Annotated in this window: 16 protein-coding genes; 13 read left to right on the top strand and 3 right to left on the bottom strand. The window is 48.3% G+C overall.

The window, feature by feature from the left end; all coding sequences use genetic code 11:
* The first annotated feature begins 170 nt into the window (after positions 1 to 170).
* The gene (locus ACZ5QV_RS00695; protein WP_464602131.1) at positions 171 to 1,424 is read left to right on the top strand and encodes an NAD(P)/FAD-dependent oxidoreductase; all 1,254 of its coding nucleotides are present in this window, start codon (positions 171 to 173) and stop codon (positions 1,422 to 1,424) included.
* Positions 1,425 to 1,571: 147 nt separating this feature from the next.
* Positions 1,572 to 1,811, top strand: a complete 240-nt coding sequence (locus tag ACZ5QV_RS00690; protein ID WP_464600775.1) for a hypothetical protein — start codon at positions 1,572 to 1,574, stop codon at positions 1,809 to 1,811.
* Between the two features lie 51 nt (positions 1,812 to 1,862).
* Here ACZ5QV_RS00690 and ACZ5QV_RS00685 read toward each other — a convergent pair whose 3' ends face one another.
* Positions 1,863 to 2,897 carry a tyrosine/phenylalanine carboxypeptidase domain-containing protein gene (locus ACZ5QV_RS00685; protein WP_464600774.1) on the bottom strand — a complete coding sequence of 345 codons (1,035 nt, stop codon included), beginning with the start codon at positions 2,895 to 2,897 and terminating at the stop codon, positions 1,863 to 1,865.
* A gap of 307 nt (positions 2,898 to 3,204) precedes the next feature.
* Here ACZ5QV_RS00685 and ACZ5QV_RS00680 point away from each other — a divergent pair, with 307 nt between their 5' ends.
* Positions 3,205 to 4,455 (top strand): Glu/Leu/Phe/Val family dehydrogenase, encoded by a 1,251-nt coding sequence (locus ACZ5QV_RS00680; protein WP_464600773.1) that lies wholly within the window; start codon positions 3,205 to 3,207, stop codon positions 4,453 to 4,455.
* A 91-nt stretch (positions 4,456 to 4,546) separates the two neighbouring features.
* Entirely contained in the window at positions 4,547 to 4,699 is a 153-nt protein-coding gene (locus ACZ5QV_RS00675; protein WP_464600772.1) for a rubredoxin, read from the top strand.
* A 561-nt stretch (positions 4,700 to 5,260) separates the two neighbouring features.
* On the opposite strand, the gene ACZ5QV_RS00670 is transcribed toward ACZ5QV_RS00675, so the two are convergent.
* Complete coding sequence (locus tag ACZ5QV_RS00670; RefSeq protein WP_464600771.1) at positions 5,261 to 5,446, bottom strand: hypothetical protein; 186 nt, start codon at positions 5,444 to 5,446, stop codon at positions 5,261 to 5,263.
* A 295-nt stretch (positions 5,447 to 5,741) separates the two neighbouring features.
* On the opposite strand from ACZ5QV_RS00670, the gene ACZ5QV_RS00665 reads away from it, so the two are divergent.
* The 9 genes from ACZ5QV_RS00665 (at position 5,742) to ACZ5QV_RS00625 (ending at position 16,683) form a co-directional block, all read left to right on the top strand.
* Positions 5,742 to 7,637 carry a histidine kinase dimerization/phosphoacceptor domain -containing protein gene (locus ACZ5QV_RS00665; RefSeq protein WP_464600770.1) on the top strand — a complete coding sequence of 632 codons (1,896 nt, stop codon included), beginning with the start codon at positions 5,742 to 5,744 and terminating at the stop codon, positions 7,635 to 7,637.
* 170 nt (positions 7,638 to 7,807) lie between these two features.
* Entirely contained in the window at positions 7,808 to 9,559 is a 1,752-nt protein-coding gene (locus ACZ5QV_RS00660; RefSeq protein ID WP_464600769.1) for a hydantoinase/oxoprolinase family protein, read from the top strand.
* On the top strand, positions 9,556 to 11,166 hold the full coding sequence (locus tag ACZ5QV_RS00655; RefSeq protein WP_464600768.1) for a histone deacetylase family protein: 1,611 nt from the start codon (positions 9,556 to 9,558) through the stop codon (positions 11,164 to 11,166). The genes ACZ5QV_RS00660 and ACZ5QV_RS00655 overlap by 4 nt, the downstream gene beginning before the upstream one ends.
* A gap of 39 nt (positions 11,167 to 11,205) precedes the next feature.
* Positions 11,206 to 11,529 carry a hypothetical protein gene (locus tag ACZ5QV_RS00650; RefSeq protein ID WP_464600767.1) on the top strand — a complete coding sequence of 108 codons (324 nt, stop codon included), beginning with the start codon at positions 11,206 to 11,208 and terminating at the stop codon, positions 11,527 to 11,529.
* A gap of 428 nt (positions 11,530 to 11,957) precedes the next feature.
* Positions 11,958 to 12,698, top strand: coding sequence for a class I SAM-dependent methyltransferase (locus ACZ5QV_RS00645; protein WP_464600766.1), 741 nt, complete (start codon positions 11,958 to 11,960; stop codon positions 12,696 to 12,698).
* A gap of 142 nt (positions 12,699 to 12,840) precedes the next feature.
* On the top strand, positions 12,841 to 13,308 hold the full coding sequence (locus tag ACZ5QV_RS00640; protein ID WP_464600765.1) for a peptidylprolyl isomerase: 468 nt from the start codon (positions 12,841 to 12,843) through the stop codon (positions 13,306 to 13,308).
* A gap of 784 nt (positions 13,309 to 14,092) precedes the next feature.
* Positions 14,093 to 14,488 (top strand): hypothetical protein, encoded by a 396-nt coding sequence (locus ACZ5QV_RS00635; RefSeq protein ID WP_464600764.1) that lies wholly within the window; start codon positions 14,093 to 14,095, stop codon positions 14,486 to 14,488.
* A 189-nt stretch (positions 14,489 to 14,677) separates the two neighbouring features.
* Complete coding sequence (locus ACZ5QV_RS00630) at positions 14,678 to 15,601, top strand: DMT family transporter (protein WP_464600763.1); 924 nt, start codon at positions 14,678 to 14,680, stop codon at positions 15,599 to 15,601.
* Positions 15,602 to 16,236: 635 nt separating this feature from the next.
* Positions 16,237 to 16,683, top strand: a complete 447-nt coding sequence (locus tag ACZ5QV_RS00625; protein ID WP_464600762.1) for a PPC domain-containing DNA-binding protein — start codon at positions 16,237 to 16,239, stop codon at positions 16,681 to 16,683.
* Positions 16,684 to 16,967: 284 nt separating this feature from the next.
* Here the strand turns inward: ACZ5QV_RS00625 and ACZ5QV_RS00620 are convergent, their stop codons facing one another.
* Complete coding sequence (locus tag ACZ5QV_RS00620; protein WP_464600761.1) at positions 16,968 to 17,327, bottom strand: transcriptional regulator; 360 nt, start codon at positions 17,325 to 17,327, stop codon at positions 16,968 to 16,970.
* Between the last annotated feature and the right edge of the window lie 608 nt (positions 17,328 to 17,935).

Raw genomic sequence — 17,935 nt, 5'->3', positions numbered from 1 at the left:
GAAACAAACGGAGGGACCCTGCTCGACCCGACTCAATACTAAAATCGAAAAAATTCAGAAATTATATAAAAATATCAAACAGTTCCGGGCCTGCCTCCCAAATCATATAATAAGCCTGGTCCCGTATAGTTTAACACAAAAAAAAGAAAAACAACATGGATAATATTAATATGAAGTATGACGTGGTAGTTGTGGGCGCAGGCCCCGTCGGTTCAACTGCGGCTCGATATGCAGCCATGAACGGGGCAAAGGTGCTTTTAATTGAGGAAGACGCTTTCATTGGCTCCCCTGTGAGCTGTACGGGCCTCCTTAGCACAAAGGCCGTTTCCGAGTGCGACCTCAAGCCCTCGGAAGAATTCGTATTCAATTCCGTGAGGGGAGCTTTTGTGCACGCCCCGGACGGGCAGTTTCTTCCCATCGACGGGAAAAAAACAAAAGCCTACGTGGTTTCAAGGAAAAACTTCGACCGCAGCCTGACAGCTATGGCCATTGAGGAAGGGGTTGAACTTTCCCTTCGGACCCGGGCCATAGGGCTTGAAAAAGCAGACCTGAAAGCCGAAATCGGGAATTTCAGGAATGATCCTTCTGTGAAGCTAAAGGTCCTTAAAAGCGGCAAACCCGAAACCATAAACGCAGGCGTGGTAATCGGGGCCGACGGCGTGAAAAGCCAGATCGCTCGCTTTGCAGGCCTCGGCCGGCCAAAAAGTGTGCTTACCGGAATCCAGATAGAGGCCCTTTACGCCTCCGATGACTCTAATTTTGTCGAACTCTTTCCGGGATCGCAGGCTTCCGGGTTTTTTGCCTGGGCCGTGCCACTTAATGAAAAGGTCTCAAGGATCGGGCTTGCACTGGACCCTCGCTTCGTCGGGGATATCGGAAGAGATAAAAGGGTTCCGTTATACTTCCTCAACCGCCTGCTGGAAACAAACCCTCATGTAAAAGCCAGGTACGGTAGGGGTATGCTCGATTTTGTTGTGGGGGGAATCCCAATCGGCCCTCTGGAAAAGACGGTAAGCGATGGAGTGATGCTTGTAGGAGATGCGGCCGGACAGGCGAAACCAACTTCAGGAGGAGGGATCTATCCGGGGGCCTTTGCCGCAAAAATCGCGGGCCGGGTCGCGGCTGAGGCTGCGCTTGAAGGGGATAGTTCCGAAGAGCGGCTTTCAGAATACGACCGGCTCTGGAAAAAGGGCCTTGGAAAAGAGCTTGATATCGGGATGAGAGTCCACGATTACATTGGGAATTTGAAAGATGAGCAATTGAACGAACTGATAGGGGCCCTTAACAAACCCTCCATCCTTGAAACGATTAATGAATATGGGGACATGGATCACCCCTCCATCCTTTTGAGAAAACTTGTGTTGTCCGGAAACTCTCTGCGAATGATGAGGGCCTTCGGGACCTTTTTGAAGACCCTGTTTTGAAAGGAGGGAGGTCTGAAAGTATTTTTCCGGAAGAAAATATCCTGTAAACTGCTTTCCGGGGCTTTCTGGTTTATCTGTCCAACCTTTTTTGATTCAAGTCTCAGAAACCGGCGCTCTCAACGGCCGACGAAGGAGGCCGGGCTTTTCGTGAAAAAACGGACACGAAAAACGCGTCAAAAACCGCCAGCTGGCCGAAGTGAAAAAACCGGAGCAAAAAACCCCGGCATGAATAACAAGCTCCAGAAAATTTCCCGCACAGGCTTTTTGAAAGCCCGTTCACTTTTACAGAGGCTGGGCCTTACAAAAATTTACCCACTCATAAACAGGGCCGGGTTTGAAAAACAGATCCATCCACAAACCCGGCACGTAGGCCCAAAGAAACCTTGAAGGAAGCACCTGTAAAAAGAAACAGGAGCCTGGAAAAACAAAAAAATAAACTCACCGGACCGGCCCCGGTTTAACCTCCTCAAAATCAGGCAGGAAGCGAGGAGCCCTCAAAATCCCCTCCTCAAGCAGGCCCCGGGCCAGTTCGAAGTTATCAAGCCCGATTTTTCCGCAGTAGAGCACCTTCAGGGCCTCACTCTCCGAAGCCTGTTTCTCCATAAAAGCCCTGACCTTTTCGTAGCCGGAAAGGTAGATGAAGTCCTTGGTATAGCCTCCGGGCAGGGAGGTGTCCGTAAGGCCCCGCTTGACCCGCTGGACGAGGGTATAGGCCATATCAGGAGGGAAATACGGGAGAATTTCCTCATAAAGTTCGGAAAATGTGGCCTCCTTACATTCGGCCGCCACCACAACCCTTGCGCTGTATTTCTTGAGGGTTGCCGGGTCTAGGAAGCCGCTTCTGTACTCATTGTAAACCGCCAGGCCCTCTTCGGTCTCCCCATAGGCCGGAAAGCCCGAGAGAAAAATCCTGAAGGGCTGGATTTTCCCGTTTTCCGCCCTGAAGACATGGGTCCGGATCTCATGACAGAGATACCTTTTCACGCTGGTTTCGGGAAAACGGGCGGAATGATCAATATAAATTTCCCTTCGGAGAGAGTTTACCGCCAGCTTGGCTCCACTTCCCCTTGCGGGCCTGAGTTCCCAGTCCAACCCGGAAATATGGATTTCTTTCTCAAAGACCCGGCGTATGGCTGCGGAGTCCAGGGTCTCGACCTCCTCAACTTCCTTCAATCTTTTTAAATTGCCCCAGGCAGTCCGGACGAGCGTTTCGGGAGGGCTGCCGTGGAGTTCGGCCATTTTTTCCCCGAAGCTGGATGGGGCGTGGGCCTGGTCCCGCATTTTGAAAAGATCGAGTAAATAGAGAACGTTGTCTATTTTTTTGATGCAGTAAGGAGCAAGCAGGGAGCGCCTGCATTTTTCTATTTTTCCCCGGATTTTTGAAAGGTCCCTGCAAAAGCCCTTAATCTCAGGGCCCAGGGGTTCGTATTCCAGAACAGGGTTATAGGTTTTTCCGGCGGCGTGGGCCTTCATAAACTTCGATTTTTCCCTCTCCGCGTTGAGAGGACTGATGTAGCGCAGGATGTTCAACTGCTTTTCGATTTCAAAAAGTTTCCAGTCATATTTAAGCAGGCAGTTTTCCGCCTGTCGGTTAAATTCTGTGATTAATTCTGTGATTGGTTCGATAATTGTTCTTTCCCCCGTGGATGTCCCCTTTTGAGGCTTCCCTGTCCCTCATACCCATTACACACCCTATTCAAATATTTCCTTTGGGTTATAAATTCTTTTTGATGAATATCTTTTTAACATCGGAAGCCCCATTATTTTGAGGGGGGTAAAGATGAGTTCTGATCCCAATCTTCTTGATGATGTAAAGGACCAGGTGTGCACCTGTGTCGCAGGCCTCAAGCTCACTCCTGACATTGAAGCTTTTCTAAAAATACCCATGAGGGAACTCTTTGTGGCCCTGCCTGTCCACATGGACAACGGCTCGATCAGGGTTTTCAGGGGTTTTCGAGTCCAGTACAATGGGGCCCTGGGTCCTACCAAGGGGGGAGTCCGTTTTCACCCGGACGAGACCATCGAGTCCATCCGGTCTCTCGCCACCCTTATGACCTGGAAATGTGCCCTGCATAAGCTACCTCTGGGAGGAGCCAAGGGAGGTGTTGTCTGCAACCCCAAGGAGCTTTCCCACCGGGAACTTGAAAGGCTTTCCAGGGCCTATATCCGGGGAATTTATCCGATTATCGGGCCGGACAGGGATATTCCGGCCCCTGACGTTTACACAAATCCCCAGGTCATGGCCTGGATGATGGACGAGTACTCGAAACTTGCCGGGAAAAACGTATTTGGGGCCATTACCGGAAAACCTACGAACCTGGGCGGGTCCGCAGGGAGGTACGATGCCACGGCTAGGGGGGGCTGGTACGCTATCAGGGAAGCTGCCGAGGCGCTTGGAATGGGGCTGAAAAATTCCACGGTTGCGGTGCAGGGCTTCGGAAACGTCGGTTATCACGCGGCATATCTTGCAAAGAAGCTTTTCGGGTGCAGGGTGGTTGCGGTAAGCGACAGTAAAGGGGGGATCTACTTCGAAGAAGGGCTCGACCCCGAGGACGTTTCCGGGCACAAGCTTTCCACGGGTTCCGTAATTGACTATCCGGGAACTGAGAATATCACGAACGAGGAACTGCTGGAACTGGAAGTGGACATCCTGATCCCGGCAGCGCTTGAAAATGTGATTGCCGGAAAAAACGCGGAAAGGATAAAGGCCAGGATTCTGGCCGAATTTGCCAACGGGCCTACCTCAAAGAGCGCGGATAAAGTCCTTTTTAATAACGGTACGCATGTGATCCCTGACATCCTCTGCAACGGGGGCGGAGTTATCGTATCCTATTTTGAGATGGTACAGAACCAGTACAGGATGCAGTGGGAAGAGCCGGAGGTCCAGGCCCTGCTGGGAAAAAAGATGAAAGAAGCATACCGTTCGGTGCTGGATTTTTCAAACAAAAATAAAGTAAATATGCGCCAGGCGGCCTATACGCTTGCAGTTGGCAGGGTCGTTGAGGCCATGCAACTCCGGGGCTGGATCTGAAAATGTGGTTTTTTGACCTTTGAGTTTGGGTCAGAAATTGAGTCCGGAATTAAATCAGAAATTGAGTCCACGAATTAAATCAGGTGGTTAAATGTACAGATGCACGAATTGTGGTTATCTCTATAACCCTAGCTGTGGGGATTCTTCCCAGTCCATTAATCCTGACACGCTGTTTGAGGAACTCCCTAAATCCTGGAAATGCCCGAGGTGTGGGGTCCCGAAAGAAAAGTTCGAAAAAATGTGAACCTTTTCCGGCAGGCTCTGGTATTTTCTGGCTGGTTCTAGCATTTTTATAACTGTCCCAGGTTAACAGAGCCGCAATCAGGATTTTTGAAGGAAAATCTGGAAAAAACAGGGAAAATACCTGCTTTTAAAAAAACGTATGAAAGTGTTTGGAAATGGTTAAAATATAACTCCATATTTTATTTCAGGAATTGCTTTATACTCATACAGATTGTGTTTTTGTTGGTAGAGACGTTTGGTGTGTGCACTCAAACCACGGAACACACGGAACACACGGAAAAAGAATGCAGGAAGACGCCATTGAAGGTTGCTCTGGCGTTTTTTAGTCTGCTTGAGTGAGCGAAGCGAGCGAAACGGACCTCGTGCTCCCGAAGCGAAACTCGGGTGCCGAAGCGAAACTCGGGTGCTGAAGACCGGTTTCCGTGTCTTCCGTGGTTGAAATTCCTCTTGCTAGTGATTTTTGATCGAGAATTTCAAACGATAAAGCTGGGTGAGTATAGTTCCATTTCCCTAAAAATCATTCTTGTTACAAAAATCCTTGATATTATATTTGAATAATTCCTTACTGTTCGGCCAGTTCTTTTGCATTCAGAAGGTTCCTTTCAAAGTTCAGGACCTTCCTGACAAGTATTTTTTTTGATCCGAACCACAGTTCCTCGTTCTCCGGGTATTTTTCCATTACGTATTTGGAAAGTTCGGACACGTCCATATCATCAAGTTTTCGTTTGAGCTGGTTAAAATCTTCCATATTACACACCATGTACAACATCAATTTTCCAATTTTTAACAGATTTTCTCAAAATTAAAGCAGACCTTATGGATAAAAAAACTATGACTATTATTATAATACACCATATATAAGGATAAAGTTCACCCCTAAACCTTTTTTAGCATCACATTATTATAATTTGTATGCATTATTATTTCATCCAACTTTATATGCATATATATAAAGATGACCATTTTCTCTAAAAAACAGGATGTGTTTCACCATTCACTCTACCGCAGACGCGCATGGGGAAAGGGATAACGAAAATAACTGGATGGAACAATTCCTTTCAGAAAGCCCGTATCCTATTTTCAGGATAAGAAATGACGGAAAACTCCTTTATGCAAACCGGGCCAGCGGCCCTTTGCTTGGAGAATGGGGATTTGGAGGAGGAGACAAGCTCCATGAGAATTTCCACGAATTTCCATTAGAAATAAAAAAACTCATCCGGAAGGCGGTCCTTGAGTCCCGGTTCGATACCCTTGAAATTGAGGCAGGGGGTCAGCTGTATTCTCTTACTCTTACCCCTTCCACGAGGGCCGAATCTGTGGTAATCTCAGCTTTGGATATCACTTCCCGGAGGAAAACGGAAACTGAACTGAAGGTACAGGAAAAACAGCATGAAGCCCTCTTCAGGCTTGGAGAACTGGCCCTTTCTCCTATCAGCCTTCAGCCCCTCCTCGATGAGACCGTTTTGCTTGTTTCTTTAACCCTTGGGATCGAATACTGCAAAATATTCAAAATTCTGCCTGAAGGGGATTTCCTTCTTCAGGCCGGAGCCGGTCGGCAGGTGCCTTTCGGAAAAAAAATTTCTCTACACAGGGAAGCTTATTCCCGGGCCGGTTGCACTCTATTTTCAGTCAAACCCGGAGGTGTGGAGTCCATGGGTCCGGAAATCATAGCTAAAGGACATTTCTTCGGGCCTGATTCTTTCAGGAAAAGTGGACTTGTAAGCGGGATAAGTGTTACCATTAAGTGCGGGGACAGGCCCTGTGGGGTAATAACGGTCCACAGCAAGAAAAAAAGGGAGTTTACAAAAGAAGACGTGTATTTCCTCAATTCGGCTGCAGCTCTGATTTCAGAAACCATTGAGCGGAGGAAAGGTGAACAGTCCCTTCTAAATAAGGTTAATTTTCTGGAAACCCTGCTTGATGCCATTCCTGCACCCGTTTTCTATAAAGACAGGGAAGGTCTCTACCTGGGCTGCAATGAACTCTTTGCCAGGCAGATTCTGGGCCTCCCCAGAAAAGAGATCCCGGGCCATTCCCTCGAAGAGCTTTCGGAAGTGATCCCCGAAGATCTTGGGGATATTTATAAACAGATGGACCGGAAACTGCTAAAAGAAGGAGGCACTCAGTTTTATGAGTCAAAGGTTATGTGCGCCGATGGGCAGAGGAGGGACTTTATGTTCAGTAAATCCACTCATGGGGAAGTTTCAGGCAGGCCCGCAGGGCTTGTGGGAGTGATGCAGGACATCACCGAGCACAAAGCCGCCGAGAAAGCCCTTTCTAAAGCCGAAGAAATCCGCAAAAAAGAAATCCACCACCGTATAAAAAACAACCTGCAGGTGGTCTCTTCCCTTCTCTCTTTGCAATCCGATAAATTCGACGATGAGGAAGTTGTTGAAGCTTTCCGGGAAAGTGAGCAGCGCGTCATATCAATGGCCCTTATCCACGAAGAGCTTTACAGGTCCGCGGACGTGGAGTCCATCGATTTTACCGCCTATCTTCAGAAATTAACAGCGGACCTGCTCAGCTCATATAAAGTGGGAAATGAGGAAATCCGCCTGCTTCTGGATGTGGAAAACGTCTCTTTAGGAATTGATACCGCGATTCCGCTCGGAATTATTATAAATGAACTCTTTTCCAATTCCCTGAAATACGCTTTTCCCAAAGGAGCAAACGGAGATATTTATATCGGGCTCAGGAGAAGGACTGCGGAAGAATATGAAAATTCCGGAGAAAAAGAAGGCTTCACCCTGACTTTTTCGGATAATGGAATCGGACTTCCGGTAAAACCCGATCCCGGAGAAAACGGGGATGAAGAAGAGGAAGAGGGCTCTCTGGGCATGAAGCTAATAAACGTCCTGGTGTCCCAGCTTGAAGGCAGTATCGAAATTAAAAGAGAAAGGGGCACGAAATTCATTATCAGATTCAAGGACATTGACTAAATGCGGACAGAGCTTAATTTCAATTATTCAATTCTTTTTTTTACAGTTCCCGAAAACCCGGGGTTTTTGCGCCACCTCATTACACAAGTTATTTCATTCTACAGGCAGTTATTCATTTGAAACTTACTAAAAATAAGAAATGAATCCAAATGAGGACAGGCGAATCTTGAATGTTAATAGGAATTGATGTTGGGGGCACTACCACCGATGCGGTGCTCATCCATGATGGAATAGTAAAGAGCAGTGCAAAGGTCCCGTCCGGAGGGGGGGGACCCCGGAACCTTTTGAAATCCCTGCTTTCCGCCCTGGACGCGGTCAGCCAGGACGTTTCTCCAGAAAAGCTCAAAAGGGTTGTTTTCAGCACAACCGTAATAACCAACCTTATTGCCGAGGGCAAGACCAAACCCGTAGCTCTCCTGCTCATCCCGGGCCTTGGCATGAACCCCTCCGGCTATAATTTTCCGAACAGTTTTGTCCTGAAAGGGGCCGTGGACTACCGGGGCCGGGAAATTCAGGCCCTTGACGAAAAAGAGGTTAAGGAGACGGCGGCCCGCATAAGAGAAGAGGGAATATCGAGAGTTGCTGTGGTCTCCAAATTCTGCCAGCGCAACCCGGTCCAGGAACTGCGGGTCAGGGAACTTATTGAAGAGGCACTTCCGGGCTCAAAGGTGGAACTCGGGCACAGGGTCAGCGGGAAACTGAATTTTCCAAGGCGTATTGCGACAACAATGCTTGCGGCCGCAACAAAAGAGCAGTACCAGGCCTTTGTCTCCGAAATTTTGCAGGCCCTTACGGAGCGTAAAATAAAAGCTCCCGTTTACATCCTGAAAGCCGATGGGGGGACCCTGCCTCTGGAAAAGTCCACCTCACTTCCGGTCGAGACAATCTTTTCAGGCCCCGCGGCAAGCACCATGGGGGCCCTTGCTCTTACTCCCGAAGGGGAAAGTTCGGTGGTCGCGGACATCGGGGGGACCACGACAGACCTGGCCCTTATCCTTTCCGGAAAACCCCTTATGGCTTCGAAAGGCGCAAAACTCCCCCCCTACCTCACCCACATCCGGGCTTTTGCGGTCCGCTCTCTTCCAGTGGGAGGAGACAGTGCCGTCCGAATCGTGGAAACCGGGACAGGGACCGAAACCGAAACCGAAACCGGAGAAACACAGAAGAAAATAAGCGTAGGACCCGACAGGGCAGGCCCGGCATACTGCCAGGGGGGGCCGGAAACCACCCCGACCGATGCCCTCCGGGTGCTTGGCCTGAGTAAAATCGGAGACCTGGCCCTTGCAAAGGAAGCGGTTGCCGGGGTGGCCTCCAGGCTCGAAATGGCGGAAAAGGAGACCGCAGAGCTCATTCTGGACACGGCCGCGGGACTCGTAGCAACTGCCGTCCGGGAGATGTTTCTGGAGTGGGAGCAGGAACCCGCATATCGCATCTGGGAGGTTTTGCAGGAGAAGAAGGCAATGCCTAAAAACGTTGTCGGGATCGGAGGCGGAGCAAGGGGCCTGATCGAAAGGGTTGCCGAAAAGCTCGGAGCTGTAGCTCTGGTCCCGGAACACGCGGAAGTCGGAAACGCCATAGGAGCTGCGGTTGCCAGGCCTACCCTTACCCTGAACCTGCATGTGGACACTGAAAGAAAAGAGTATTCGGTGGCCGAGGAAGGGGACATTGTCAAGCTCTACACAACCGGCATAAAAAACATAAACAATATGCGTTCCGGGGAAGTCGAGGCCCTTGCGGCGGAGCTCCTCAGAGCCAGGGCCAAAAATTTCGGGATTTCCGAGTATGCGGGTGAAGCCGAGCTTACCAGGAGCGAGGTCTTCAATATGATCCGGAGCTGGTCCACGGTGGGCCGGCTCTTTGATGTGAGTATGCAGATCCCGGCAGGGCTGATCCCGGAATGGAAGCGGGGTGGACAGGCATGAAGTTCAGGCTAGGGAAAATTAAGGAGGCTCTGAAAGGCGGGCCTGGGGGAGCAGAAGAAAAGAGAAAACCTGAAGTTAAAGCAGTGGAACAGGTGGAAGAGGCAGGAAAGACTGGAACAAAGGAGATAATGGGTATGAAGGCAGGAAGAGCGGCAGAAAAAAGCGGAATGGAAAACGAGACCTCCGTGGAAAAGCCAAAGAGGCAGGCCAGGATGTTCAGGCTCCGGGAAGCGGGAAAGGAAAGAGGGAAAGAAGGAAATGAGGCAGGGAAAACCGGTCTGATTTTTTTCCCGGCCTTTGACTGGGCAATTTCTCCGACCCACCCGGAAAGGGAAGAACGCCTCCTCTATACGCGGGACCAGATTTTCGAGGAGGGCCTGATGGACCTGCCGGAGATTGCGGAGTACAAGCCCAGGCTTGCGGAGTATAAAGACATTGCCAGGGTCCACTTTTGCGTCCCGGACGTCCCGGCGCAGGCCACTACCCCGCACCTGATTTCCGCAGGAAGCGGGCTGGTCCTGGCCGATGCCCTGATGGCCGGGGAAATAAAAAATGCTTTTTCCATTACCAGGCCCCCGGGGCACCATTCCATGCGGGTGGCCCACGGGAACCGGGGGTTCTGCAATATAAACAACGAGGCCATTCTGGTCGAGTACCTGAGAAGTAAGTACGGGATACGGAAAATCGCCATCGTGGACACCGACGTCCACCACGGGGACGGGACGCAGGAAATCTTCTACCATGACCCGGACGTGCTCTTCATATCCTTTCACCAGGACGGGAGGACGCTTTTTCCGGGTACGGGCTTCATGAACGAACTCGGAGGGCCGAAAGCCCTTGCAAGGACGATCAACATCCCGCTTCCCCCGGCCACTCCGGACGAGGGCATCCACCACGTCCTGGACGAGCTGGTACTTCCAATCCTGAAAGACTTCCAGCCCGAGCTCATCATGAACTCCGCAGGCCAGGACAACCACTACACCGACCCCCTCGCGAACATGCGCTTCTCGGTTCAGGGCTATGCGAAACTGAACGAAAAACTTGCCCCGGACATCGCAGTCCTGGAAGGGGGATACGCAATCGAGAGCGCCCTTCCCTACGTAAACACAGGGATAATCCTGGCCATGGCGGGCCTTGACTATTCCCACGTCCTTGAACCGGACTTCACCCCAGGCATGTTCGTGCAGGCTTCAAGGGACCGGAGGGTGCTTGACGAAATCATTTCAACCCAGCTTGAAAACTGGGCCAACCGGGACTTCCTGACAGAAGAAGCCTTTGCAAGATACGGGGACTTCTACCGGCACAATAAGAACATCTTTTATGATACCGATATGATCCAGGAGTTCCAGGAAGAAAGTGTCAGGATGTGCCCGAAATGCCCCGGCTACATGACTATCGACTCCACGGGCAATCACGGGCACCGATCTACAAAGATCTTCGGGGTTTCGGTCCCGATCTACGCCTGCAAGGAATGTCAGCAAGAGGCACGGGAAGAATACCGGAGCAAACTCCACGACATCAAGTATGATCACGTCTACCTGCAGGACAAGAAGGCGGACCAGTACAGGTCATATAATGTAAAAACAAGGCAGGAAACCGTTCTTTGAGGGGATCTCTCCCTCGGTTCCCTTTTTCAGTCTGCTTGAGTGAGCGGAGCGAGCGAAACAGACCCGTGTTCCCGAAGCGGAATTCGGGTGATCCAGGAGGCTCAGGAGGAAAGCGTCAGGATGTGCCCGAAATGTCCCGGCTACATGACTATCGACTCCACGGGCAATCACGGGCACCGATCTACAAAGATCTTCGGGTTTTCGGTCCCGATCTACGCCTGCAAGGAATGTCAGCAAGAGGCACGGGAAGAATACCGGAGCAAACTCCACGACATAAAGTATGATTATGTCTACCTGCAGGACAAGAAGGCGGACCAGTACAGGTCATATAATGTAAAAACAAGGCAGGAAACCGTTCTTTGAAGGGGGCTTAATTTCAACCCTCCTTTTTACAGGCAGGTTTTACCATTTTGCTTTCAGGAATTCAGGGCAGGTTTTGAATCTGAGTATATAAAGGACCGGTGCACTCAACGGCCGAAGGCCGGCCTTTTCGTGACTGAAATGGAAAATATTGATCTCAAAAGCACAGACAGATTTTTTTGAAGTGTGCTTTGTCTTCATTTTCATTTCGAACCGGCCGTCCTCCTCCGTCGGCCGTTGAGAGCGCCGGGATTGAAAAGCGATTCAACAAAAAGTCCCTGGTCTTCTGAAAATCCGATTTCTCATTTTTCCTGCCCCGGGTCAACAAAAATTAGAAGCTATTTTTAACTATCAGGCCCCATATTAATTGAGGTCAGTTTCAAGCAAATGTTCCTCTTTTAATTTTTAATTAAGCAATCAGTCGTGCTCATATGCAAACCTCCGAAACAGCCAAAGCCTCAGAAACCGAAGAGGCCACAGAAACCTTTGAACAGCACGCCGCGGAATACGATGCCTGGTACGACTGGAACAGGCCGGCCTATTTCTCCGAACTGCTGGCCCTGAAAAAGTTCCTTCCCGAAAGCCTCAAAGGCCTGAATACCCTGGAAATCGGAGTCGGGACTGGCAGGTTTGCCGACTCTCTGGGAATCGAGCAGGGGCTTGACCCGGCCAGGCCCATGCTGGAGCTTGCGAAAAAACGGGGAATCGAGGTCTTTTTGGGTGTTGCCGAAGCCCTGCCATTCAAAAAGAAAACTTTTGACCTTGTACTTATCGTTACCACAATTTCGTTTTTCAGGGACCCTCTCGAAAGTTTTAAAGAGATTTCCAGAATCCTGAAACCCGGGGGGCAGGTCGTAATCGGGATGCTTGACAGGGAAAGCCCGCTCGGGCAGTACTATGAATCAAAACAAAAGGGGAGCGGATTTTCTTCGGGTATGAATTTTCTGGCTGCGGCCGAAGTAGAGGCCTGGCTCCGGAAACTCGGGTTCGAGAGGCTTGAGAGCTGCCAGACCCTATCCGTCATCCCGGAAGAGATGAAATCAATTGAAAGGGCCCGGCCGGGTACGGGAAAAGGGGGATTTGTCGTCCTTTCCGCCTTTAAGGCGGCGGAGAAGAAATCAAAGAGTCCGACTGCTCCGCCTGAAGCATCCCTCTTCAAAAAGCTGAGCTGAGAGGCGAAAGTTTTAGGTGCAGGGAATTCCCATTTAGCGGGTAGTTCACAGCTAAGATGGACATGCAGTGTCCGGAAGGCCAAAAGACAAACTAACCGAAAAAAACGAAACATAATAAATAATAACAAATAGAGGTGTCAAAATGGTAGAATACAAAGGTAAAAAAGTAGTTATGCAGACCACAATGGGCGAGATCAAAATCGAACTCTTTAACGACATGCCGGTAACAGCCGGAAACTTCGCAAAGCTTGTGAGCGAGGGCTTTTATGATGGCACAATCTGTCACAGGATAATCTCCGGCTTCATGATTCAGGGCGGAGATCCCACAGGCACAGGCACGGGTGGCCCCGGCTATAAAATCCGGGACGAGTTCACAAAAAACAACAAAAACGACAAGGGTACAATCTCCATGGCAAATGCTGGGCCAAACACCGGGGGTAGCCAGTTCTTCATAAACCTTGTGAACAACACCCACCTCAACAAAGCTCACCCGGTCTTCGGCAAAGTTGTTGAAGGCATGGACGTGGTCGAAAAGATGGGAAAGGTCAAGACCGATAGACAGGACAGGCCAAATCCTGAAGTCAAGATCATAAAGGCCGAACTTGTTTGAATATACATATTGAAAAATAACTGATTATTCAGGAATTTTTAGCCTGAATTGATAAAGTTATTTATACCGAAAACACGTATACTTTTTTTATTAAGTACTTGGGTATGCATGTGAAAAGAAGGGGGCTCTTGCCCCTATCACTTTTTTCTTTTTGTCATTTTTCTTTAACTTAATTTATCGATATTCTACGGCTTATATGGGCAAAGCCCGGTTTATTCATCATCCGGGAATCAAAAAGAACAGCATGGTGCTATTTTACTGTACAGCAAATTGAACTACATATAAATGATATTTATTCTGTTTTATGCAAAGCCCCTTGTCCGGGAGATCAAAACAGCCCTATTCTTGAGTCTGGAATAGACAGTCCAGCTTAATTGCAGAGGAGCTTGAAAAGCCCCGGAAATTCAGGGAATACCTTTTTTACTCGCTTGATCGATTAACCTCATTTATGGAAAAACTGAGTACATGTGAGAATCTATATTAAATATTTTAAAAAACTATATATTATATCAGTAAAAAAAAGAGATCGAGACAATATAGAGAGAAATCAAATTGCGTGCGGCCACCCCGCCCTAAAGGACGGGGTATGTTCGCGCCACCGCTGAAAATTCCTTAAAAGGGAACATTAAACATAATACGGTTTAGTTCGAGCAGGACTTAACAAACAAAAAGTGGAATTGAGAATTAGCATTATCATCAACGGTTCCCGGGGAAGTGTCCATCCCCGCAGCAAGCTACGGGGTATTCGACTGAAATAAGAATTTCTGATAAAAAGGTGAACATAATGGGAGAAACAACAAACGAAGTAATCAAATGCCAGAAATGTGGCCGGGAAGTGCCTGCAGAGGACTGTGTCGAAGAAATGGGCCAGAATTTTTGCGAGGAATGCTATATAACCGCCCATAATAAGATCAAAGCCTGTGATCCCTGGGCTGTGCGTTCCAAGAAAATTTTCAGGAAAGAGGCCGGGCTGGAAGGGAGCGAAGGCCTTACCGAACTACAGAAAAAAATGTACGACTATATACATTCCCGGGGTGGGGCAAAGCCGGAGGAACTTGCCAGAGAACTCGATATCCCACTCGAAGAGGTAAATAATCAGTTTGCTCTCCTGAGACACTGTGAACTCCTTAAAGGGCAAAAAAGAGAAGATGGAGTATATCTGGTGCCTTTTGAGTGTTGAGGATAGTATCACAAACTGTTTAAAAACGCAAATGACAATCCTTAATTTTTTTGTTATTTATGGGCCGGAAATCAAGGAGTTCCCACAGACTGAGTAATTTTTGAAAGCTGAACAATTCCGGAAAAACGGCCTATTCCGAAGCCCACACTTCCCCATATTAATATATAATTAAAACCTCCTACTCTGCCTATGAAGGCCGGCCCTTTCAAATCTCACAGCGAAGTCATAATAGGCTGCATGATTTACGGGACATTCGGGATATTCCTGGACCATATCCGGGAAATGTCCGCGGGTTCCATCCTTTTTTATAGGTTGCTCTTCGGGCTCTGTGTCCTTTTGCTTTACCTCTCCTTAAGCAGAGGCCTGGGGCAGCTAAGGCCGGGAAAATACAGGAAGTACCTGGTCCTGCTCGCTGTCCTGAACGCCTTTACGGGCTTTGCTTATTTTACGGCAATCCAGTTAAGCGGCATGTCCGTTGCGGTCCTGCTCCTCTACACGGCCCCGGTCTACGTGAATTTTCTTGCTCCCCATGTCCTTGGGGAAAAGAGCAGCAGCAAAAACCCGCTGCCTCTTATTCTGGCCCTTGTCGGGGTTGTGCTGGTCGCCCGGCCGGAAAACCTGATCGAAGGTCTGGGCTCGGGTCTGGGTCCGGAAAGGGACACATCATCCTTCCTGGGTCTGGCAGCCGGTCTGCTCTCAGGGCTTTCCTTCAGCGGGGTCATCCTGACGATCCGCTACCTCAAAGATGATTATACGGGGCTTGCAAAGACCTTCTGGCTCACGGGCCTGGGCCTGATCCTCACATTTCCCTTTGCCTTTTTCACACCTCTCCCCGTGCTCTTTGAAAACCTCAGCGTCCTTTTCCTCCTGGGGCTTACCGCAACCTTCGCGATCCTGCTCCATCTGAAAGGCTTTTCCGGACTCCGGGCCCGGCCCGGCAGCATTCTTGCCCTCCTTGAACCGGTCTTCGGAATCTTTTTCGACTACACGATCCTGAAAAATCCGCTCTATACGGGAACGGTCCTCGGCTGCGTTTTTATCCTTGCGGCTGCGGTCCTTGTAAGTTTTGAGAGGCCTTTTCGAAGGGGAAATTCTTCGGGAAAAGAGGAATAAACGTGCCGGTTTCTGACCTGGTCCCGGCGCCCGTTTCCGTATAGGGGCATCAAATTATTTTAAAAAGAATAACTTCGGAATGGCTGAAAAATAACTTCATATTTTCAGGTAGGAAATCACTTTATACCCCTACAGGTTGTATTTTTGTTGATTGAGACATTTGGTGTGTGCATTCAAACCACGGAACACACGGAACACACGGAAAAAGAATCCCGGAAGACACCAATTAAGATTGTTCTGGTTTTTTGTCCACAATGGCTTTGAATCTATTATTTAAAGGACCGGCGTACTCACCGGCCATCAGGCCGGTTGTGCACTCCGTGTCCTTCCGTGTTTTTCCGTGGTTAAGAAATGGCAAACAAAAATACTTGATATTATATTTGACTCATTCCTTAATAGTAACATAATCCCTGCGGAACGTGGGGTCAAGCCTGTGGACTCGTGGAGTTTGCTCCGGGGGATAAAGCAGGAAGCCCCCTTATTTATAGGGGGGTAGTTCATAGTGGTCACCCATAATGAGGAAGCTGGCCGTTCAAAGCTGACAGGGTTGACAGGGTTGTGGACGGGAAAATCGTTAGCCAGTAAGGGTTCGGATAGAAAAAAAGAAACGAAAAAACAGGAAAGGAGGACAAAAAATGGAATACAGCAAAGGAAAAATTGGAAGGGTCTTTACGGTAAGGGTAGATCACGGGGAAGACCTGCTCGGAGAACTTGGTAAACTTGCAGAACTTGAGAAGATCGAGTCCGCCGTTTTCGTGCTGCTCGGGGCCCTTAAAAAAGGTGAACTTGTGGTTGGCCCGAAGGAAGACGTAAGGCCACCTCAGCCAGTCTGGTTCGGCTTCGATGAGACCCGTGAAGTCATCGGGATAGGGAACCTGTTTCTCGAAGACGGAAAGCCTAAATTCCATCTGCACACCGGGGCAGGTCGGGGAGATACGGTAAAACTCGGTTGTCTCAGAGGCGAGAGTGAAGTGTTTATGGTCGCCGAAGTATTTATTTTTGAAATAGAGGGCATTTCCGCCCGGCGAATCATGGACCCGGAGCAGGGGTTTGCACCTATCAGCTTTGACAGGGAACTTTGAGTCAACTACATCCCCCTAAAATCTTCGCCTGACGACTCAGGTTTTTGAGGGAGGGGAATCCTGCTGAATGAGTTGAAAAAATATTCATTCTATTTTTTCGTTTAGTCTTTTCGTAGTTTAAGCTTAATCAAAGAAGTTACGACGTTATTATAAAAAAATACAAAACGAAGGAAAAAAAGAAGGTCAGAACTCCTTATACGAAATAAAAGATGAAAGGAGTTCCTTTCGGAAATGAATCAGTTTTTCAGGAAAGAATTCTAAATTAAAATTCCTTAAACTTAAGCTTATAATACAGCGCCAAGTTCCCTGAGTCTTCTGATTGCGGCCAGTTTTTCTCTGTTTTCTTTTAAATATTCATCTTCAAGGACCTCTATAATAGTCTGAAACGGTACAATAAGTTGATAATACTTTACGGGCCTTCCCTTTCCCTTACTTTTCTTCTCGGATCTTTCCTGCACCCATCCCTTTTCTTTCAGGGGGCGCATGGCCACGCTCACCTCAGGCTGTCTGAGTCCGGAGACGAATTCGATATGAAGGGACCTTAGTTCCTTACAATCCTTAAGGCAGACAAGAGACGTAGATTCGGTTCTCGGAAGGCCAAGGGACTGGAGCATATCAACGATTGAATACTCTTTTTCGGTCAAAGCAACAGGAGAATCGTCAGTCATCTTAATTCAATAATACTTTCAGGTTTATATAATTTATGTAGATATAATTATTTTTTAAACATTATCGACATGCAGGTCCGGGGAAAATACAATTTCAGACCTTTACTGGAACTGAAAATGAAAAAAATTGAGGGATCCCCACTTTATACTAATTAACCATGAGTTTTGCGAAGGCGGGGCGCAGGAATGCGGCAACTCTGCCATGTGAATTACCCCTCCCTAAAACCTGCGATTTTAGGGGAGATAGTTGACGATAAGCTTTAAGAATGATCTTTTCTTTCTATAAGCGCTGATCGACATGTGGGCAAGATTATTTGAAAAGTAACGATGTTCTAAGTCCTTATGAGCTAAACTTATTAAATATGGAATTTTCCTGAATTAGATTTTTTTAATTTATATTTACCATTTAATTATTCTTATCAGGGAAAAATATTCAACTGAATAACTAGAAAAATTATATACATGTTCACGCATTTAAACGTTAAGATTAAGCTTACAGGCAGAAACTTAACGTACTCTAAATGTGCTCGATTAAAGTAACAGAATATATGTATTAATAATATAGATATTAGGAAGGGTGAAAT

The sequence above is a fragment of the Methanosarcina baltica genome (genome assembly GCF_055394095.1).
Note: the sequence above shows the minus strand (reverse complement) of the source record. Positions and strands in the feature narration are given on the sequence as shown.